9 protein-coding genes are annotated in these 4,953 nt (G+C 32.1%); 6 read left to right on the forward strand and 3 right to left on the reverse strand.

Annotated elements, in window-relative coordinates; translation table 11 throughout:
- Nucleotides 1–25: 25 nt before the first annotated feature.
- From CN692_RS22935 to CN692_RS22945, 3 genes are read right to left on the reverse strand one after another with little or no spacing between them, the layout of a single operon-like run.
- A complete protein-coding gene (locus tag CN692_RS22935; RefSeq protein ID WP_098121444.1) occupies nt 26–1,453 on the reverse strand; it encodes a recombinase family protein in 1,428 nt (475 codons plus the stop codon).
- 14 nt (nt 1,454–1,467) lie between these two features.
- Nucleotides 1,468–1,917 carry an ImmA/IrrE family metallo-endopeptidase gene (locus tag CN692_RS22940; protein WP_257144103.1) on the reverse strand — a complete coding sequence of 150 codons (450 nt, stop codon included), beginning with the start codon at nt 1,915–1,917 and terminating at the stop codon, nt 1,468–1,470.
- A gap of 18 nt (nt 1,918–1,935) precedes the next feature.
- Entirely contained in the window at nt 1,936–2,292 is a 357-nt protein-coding gene (locus tag CN692_RS22945) for a helix-turn-helix domain-containing protein (RefSeq protein WP_098121445.1), read from the reverse strand.
- A gap of 180 nt (nt 2,293–2,472) precedes the next feature.
- On the opposite strand from CN692_RS22945, the gene CN692_RS22950 reads away from it, so the two are divergent.
- The 6 genes from CN692_RS22950 (at nt 2,473) to CN692_RS22965 (ending at nt 4,867) form a co-directional block, all read left to right on the forward strand.
- On the forward strand, nt 2,473–2,712 hold the full coding sequence (locus CN692_RS22950; RefSeq protein ID WP_098121446.1) for a helix-turn-helix domain-containing protein: 240 nt from the start codon (nt 2,473–2,475) through the stop codon (nt 2,710–2,712).
- Between the two features lie 75 nt (nt 2,713–2,787).
- Nucleotides 2,788–2,943, forward strand: coding sequence for a hypothetical protein (locus tag CN692_RS26350; protein WP_179874527.1), 156 nt, complete (start codon nt 2,788–2,790; stop codon nt 2,941–2,943).
- A 3-nt stretch (nt 2,944–2,946) separates the two neighbouring features.
- Complete coding sequence (locus tag CN692_RS26895) at nt 2,947–3,072, forward strand: hypothetical protein (protein WP_257144104.1); 126 nt, start codon at nt 2,947–2,949, stop codon at nt 3,070–3,072.
- Nucleotides 3,073–3,273: 201 nt separating this feature from the next.
- On the forward strand, nt 3,274–3,663 hold the full coding sequence (locus CN692_RS22955) for a hypothetical protein (protein ID WP_098121447.1): 390 nt from the start codon (nt 3,274–3,276) through the stop codon (nt 3,661–3,663).
- A complete protein-coding gene (locus CN692_RS22960) occupies nt 3,663–4,466 on the forward strand; it encodes an ORF6N domain-containing protein (RefSeq protein WP_098121448.1) in 804 nt (267 codons plus the stop codon). Before CN692_RS22955 ends, CN692_RS22960 begins: the two co-directional genes overlap by 1 nt.
- A gap of 155 nt (nt 4,467–4,621) precedes the next feature.
- Entirely contained in the window at nt 4,622–4,867 is a 246-nt protein-coding gene (locus CN692_RS22965; RefSeq protein ID WP_257144105.1) for a DNA-entry nuclease, read from the forward strand.
- Nucleotides 4,868–4,953: the final 86 nt, after the last annotated feature.

Below are 4,953 nucleotides of genomic sequence, written 5' to 3' on the forward strand. Positions count from 1 at the left end.
TGTACTAACACCCACAAAAGACATTTTATTTAGCTGAAACTATTATTATTTCACGAGGTATTCCCGAACCTCTTTTATATTCGTCTTTTGTATCGATTACTAATTGAGTAAATAATGTCATAATCATTTGTTTACGTTCATAATCATTTGCTAATTGCCATAATGAATGAATATTCTCTTTTAGAAAACTGATTTCCAAACTATTTTTATTGTTATCTTGCGTATAGTTTTTTAAATCAGCTGTTATTTGCCTTTCTTGCTCACGTAACTTTTCCGTTTTTATAATTAACTCATCGATGTCGATAATGTCTGCTTCATACATTGTTTTTTGCTTTTTTAATAATTTCTGTATGTTTTTAAGTTCCTGTTGAAGTTCATTAATTTTAGTTTTAGATATGTTTGAGGCGTTAGTATCACCTTTAACATCGTTAATGAGTAGATCCAATTGGATTAATACGGTATTGAGTAATGTTTCTTCTTTAATAATATGGCTGCTACAACGTTTACCAGCTTTCTTACCAGAACATCTATATGTTTTAACACCTTTGGTTCCTTTGTGTCCAGACATTGAATGTCCACATCTACCACATTTGAGAATAGATGAGAAATAGTAATTACTAGTCTCGCGTTTACCCCCAGCTACTCTTCGTTTATCTAATATATCTTGTAATGCCCAGAAATCGTCTCGTGGAATTATTCTTAAATGGTTTCCCTCGTACAATGTTTGTTCTCGAGGAGGTTTTTTATATTCTTTGAGGCTTTCGTTAAAGGTTAAATATCCTGCGTATATGGGGTTGTTGGCAATATCTCTAATAGTATCTACGTGCCAATCTCCACCTTTTTTAGTTTGATAACCTATTTCTGTTAGTTTTTTAGCTATTGTGTAGAATCCGAATACTTTTGACATTTCAAATATTTTTTTTACAAGTTCTGCTTCAACGTTGTTAATACTTAATTCATCATTTTCGTAAGTGTAACCATATGGAGGAGCTCCACCTTTCCACTTACCCATTTTGGTTTTCTTCTCCATACCTAGTCGAACACGTTCGGCTAAATTTTCTCTTTCCCATTGTGCTATGGCAGCAACGAGTGTAATGAACAATCTTCCCATTGCATTCGTAGTATCATAAACTTCAGTTGCACTTTTAAATTTACAATTATTATCATCTAATAAATTTAAAATTTTATATAGATCAATAACTGATCTAGTAAGCCTGTCCAATCTATATACCAAAAGTATATCAATATTTCCTTGTTTAATAGAATCCATCATTTCCTCAAACTGTGGCCTGTTTAAATCTTTGGCTGAATATCCCTCATCTATATATCTTTCAGTAAGTTCCCATCCTTGAGATATACAATAAGCCTCTAATTTTTCTATTTGTGCAGCTATGGAGTAACCATGTTTAGCTTGTTCATCTGTCGATACTCTGACATATATGCTACATTTCATTGTAATCCTCCAATCTATTTTGACATTAAGATATCTAAAGGATTTAAACGAATAGTCATGTTACCACAACAAATTGAGTCTCCATATTTTTCAATGTAGCGATCAAGAGCCTCTTGTAAAAATTCTTCAGTAACATCTAAAAACTCAGCAACTTCAAATCTATTAGTGCAACCGTTATAGTATGCATCTTTTAAGCTGGATAATGGAATAAGTGCGTCATAAGCCCATTGTCTAGCTATTTTTTCTTGTTTAATGTTATTTAAATTAGTTTGGTTCAATATATTGCCAACTGTTTTGAAATGATGTCCGATTTCTTCAGCTAAGATACAACCTTTTTCTGTATCGTTTAATCTTTTTTCAATTCGAATTTTTCCATTTTTGTATAAACCTTTAAAACCAAAGTGGAGTACCATTTCTTTGACTGGTATGTCAGAATATCTCGTTAGTAGCGTTTCGTAATGCAAAAAAATAGACCCCCTAAATTACTCCTCGTCTTGAAAAATAAAATCTATGTATTTAATAATGTCTTTCATTTTTTCTTCAGTAATATTTTTCTCATCCAAATGTGCAGCAATTGTTTCAATTGCTTTACTGTTTTTATTAGCTGTTTTATCGTTTGTATCTTCCAGTCCCATAATATATTCAGGTGAAGCATCAAAGAAATCTGCGAAAACACGCACCACGTCCATCTTTGGTTCCGCAAGATTGTTTTCATATCTGGAAATCATACTTTTACTTATAGTAGTATCATATTTTTCATTGATCTTCTTTGCTAACTGTTCAATACTAAGTTTTTTTGAGGTTCGCAAACTTTTTAATATCTCTCCAAATGAATACATTTTATTGATTTCTCTCCCACATATTATTTATATCTAATATAATACCGCCTAAATTCCTTTAATGCAACATAAACAAGAAATAAAGTTCCTTTTAAGGAATATATTTTATTGACATCTAAATATTGTTAACCTATACTAAAGTTGTTCCTATATAGGAACGGAATGAAACGAGGTGATATGATGGCAAATATTAATGGGAATACTTCCCGTAGACATCGACCATATATGAAAATCAAAGCATATTTGGTTGAAAACAACATATCCCAAAAGAAATTGGGAGAATTATTGGATAAAAGTCAGAGTGCTGTTAATCAAAAATTAAACGGCACTGGGGGAGATTTTTCATTGCAAGAGGCTAGACTAATGAGTGCACACTTAGGGATTCCAAGTGCTTATTTTTTTGATGTAAACGTTCCTTAATAGGAACGAATTGCATTGAAAAAATAATATTTGTCCAATCGTCCTTAAGGAATATGCTTTATTGAGGTGAGATCAATGGCTATTAATGGATATCAATTAACAGATGAAAAAGTACTTAAATTAAAGCCAATTATCGAAAGCATCCTATCTCGAAAGTACGGAAAACAAATTACATTCAAGAATTTAACTGTTGGGAATATAACGGTTGAACACAACCAAAAAGGAGAATGATTTATGACTACCTTATTAGTAATGTATTTCATGGTTGGTTTTGGATTAGCTGGATTTTTAGCTTTTATGTTGATAGCTCCTAAAAGTGTAAAGGCGCTATTTAACAAATACCTTTGGGGTGGTGAATGAAATGGAGGAAGAAAAAATCATATTCACATACTTATGTATTGAATGTGGAGCAGAGTATGAGACCGAAGGAGAAAACTTAACATATTGCGACTCTGAAAAGTGCATAGACAAAGATATTCGATTGATTTGTATTAATAAGTAATATGCTCCATAAGGAGCACTCTTTTTACAAAAATAATGGACAACCTGGAGGAGAAACAATTGAAAAACATTTTAGAGGCACAAGTTAGATTAGAGGTTGCATTAGAAGGTATGCAGCGTTTTTCAAACGCACCAGTAGTAGCGATTAAGCAAGTTGAACAAGCTATTGAACTATTAAAGAGTGAAATAAGCGATTCTGGTACAAAGGGTAATAATGAAAACAAGTATGAACAACTAAAAGCAACAGTAAACGATAAGCATAATGAAATATTTAAAACTCTTCTTGAAGCCGTGGTACATGAAGAAAAGTTTGAATTAAAGATTATAGATCAGCATGGTGAACGAATAGTTCCGATTAGTCGAGAAGAATATCTAGATCATGCAATTAATTGGTGTTTAGAAGTTTTGGTATCAATAGATGAAGGTTTAGAAGTGGGTGAAGAAAAATAATGAATAATTTACAAGTTATTAACCAAAACGGTGTTCGAGTATTAACGACTCAGCAATTAGCAGGTGTTTATGGTACAGATACTAAAATAATAAACCGTAACTTTCAAAGAAATTCTGATAGATACGTTCAAGGTAAACACTATATTTCATTGTCTGGAGAAGAACTTAGACATTTTAAAGGGTCACGTCAAATTGACGATAACCTAAAATTCGCTTCAATCTTATACCTTTGGACGGAAAAAGGAGCGTGGCTTCATGCAAAATCATTAAACACAGATGAAGCATGGAACGCTTACGAAATGTTAGTCGATGAATATTACAACATTAAACAAAATGCAATTGATACTTCGCAACTAAGTCCAGAATTACAAATGTTTAGTCAAATTTTTAACTCGCTTGCTAAAAATGATCTAGAACAAAAACGTCTTAGCCAAGCAGTTGAGGAAACAAAGCAGCAGGTACATAACATAAGTGAAATCGTTGCTTTGAATTCAATCGACTGGAGAAAGGAAACTACAGAAATTATTAATAAAATTGCTCGTAAAACTGGTGGACATAAACAATACCAAGAAATAAGAAATGAAAGTTACAAATTATTAGATGAACGTGCAGAGTCGAATATAAAACAACGTCTAACGAACAAGCAAAGAAAAATGGCATTAGAAGGTGTAGCTAAATCTAAAATTGATAAAGTTTCTAGGCTAGATGTGATTGAAGAAGATAAGAGATTGCTAGAAATATATTTAGCTGTTGTTAAAGAAATGGCAATTAAATATCAGGTCCAAATAAATTCAGCATCATAATTTTTTACCCAATTTGCGAAAAAATACGAAATAAATTTGGAATATTTAAAAAAACACAAATAAAAAAAGCTGACCGGAAGGGTCAACTCTTAATAATGCCTCGACACCATTATTATATGCGTTGACTCCTGGAATATGCAATAGGAGGGAGAAAATTGGAAGAGGTATATGTATACGATGATAACTATCGAATGCAATATCATCCTGATTTCCATCAAAAACATGGCAAAAACTTCACTGAAGACGAGCTTGAGTATCTTTGTAAATACTATGAAGCTGACGATCTACAGACGGTAGCTTTTGCACTTGAAAAAACTGAAGCAGCTATTCAAATGAAAGTCAGTAATTTAAGAAAAACAGGACTATTTGAGTTCTATAAAAATAGAGGGTTTTACTACTAAACGGAGGGGTATTATGAAAATTTCATTCGATCGTTGATAAGTTTTCACCATCTGATTTTTGAATGACAGAAAATCAAATCCCATGG

Source organism: Bacillus sp. AFS002410 (genome assembly GCF_002556365.1).
Classification (GTDB): domain Bacteria; phylum Bacillota; class Bacilli; order Bacillales; family Bacillaceae_G; genus Gottfriedia.

What these genes read in the sequence shown, in the direction of transcription:
- CN692_RS22935 (WP_098121444.1), bottom strand. Translation starts at nt 1,453, where the DNA reads ATGAAATGTAGCATATATGTCAGAGTATCGACAGATGAACAAGCTAAA.
- CN692_RS22945 (WP_098121445.1), bottom strand. Translation starts at nt 2,292, where the DNA reads ATGTATTCATTTGGAGAGATATTAAAAAGTTTGCGAACCTCAAAAAAA.
- CN692_RS22950 (WP_098121446.1), top strand. Translation starts at nt 2,473, where the DNA reads ATGGCAAATATTAATGGGAATACTTCCCGTAGACATCGACCATATATG.
- CN692_RS26350 (WP_179874527.1), top strand. Translation starts at nt 2,788, where the DNA reads ATGGCTATTAATGGATATCAATTAACAGATGAAAAAGTACTTAAATTA.
- CN692_RS26895 (WP_257144104.1), top strand. Translation starts at nt 2,947, where the DNA reads ATGACTACCTTATTAGTAATGTATTTCATGGTTGGTTTTGGATTAGCT.
- CN692_RS22960 (WP_098121448.1), top strand. Translation starts at nt 3,663, where the DNA reads ATGAATAATTTACAAGTTATTAACCAAAACGGTGTTCGAGTATTAACG.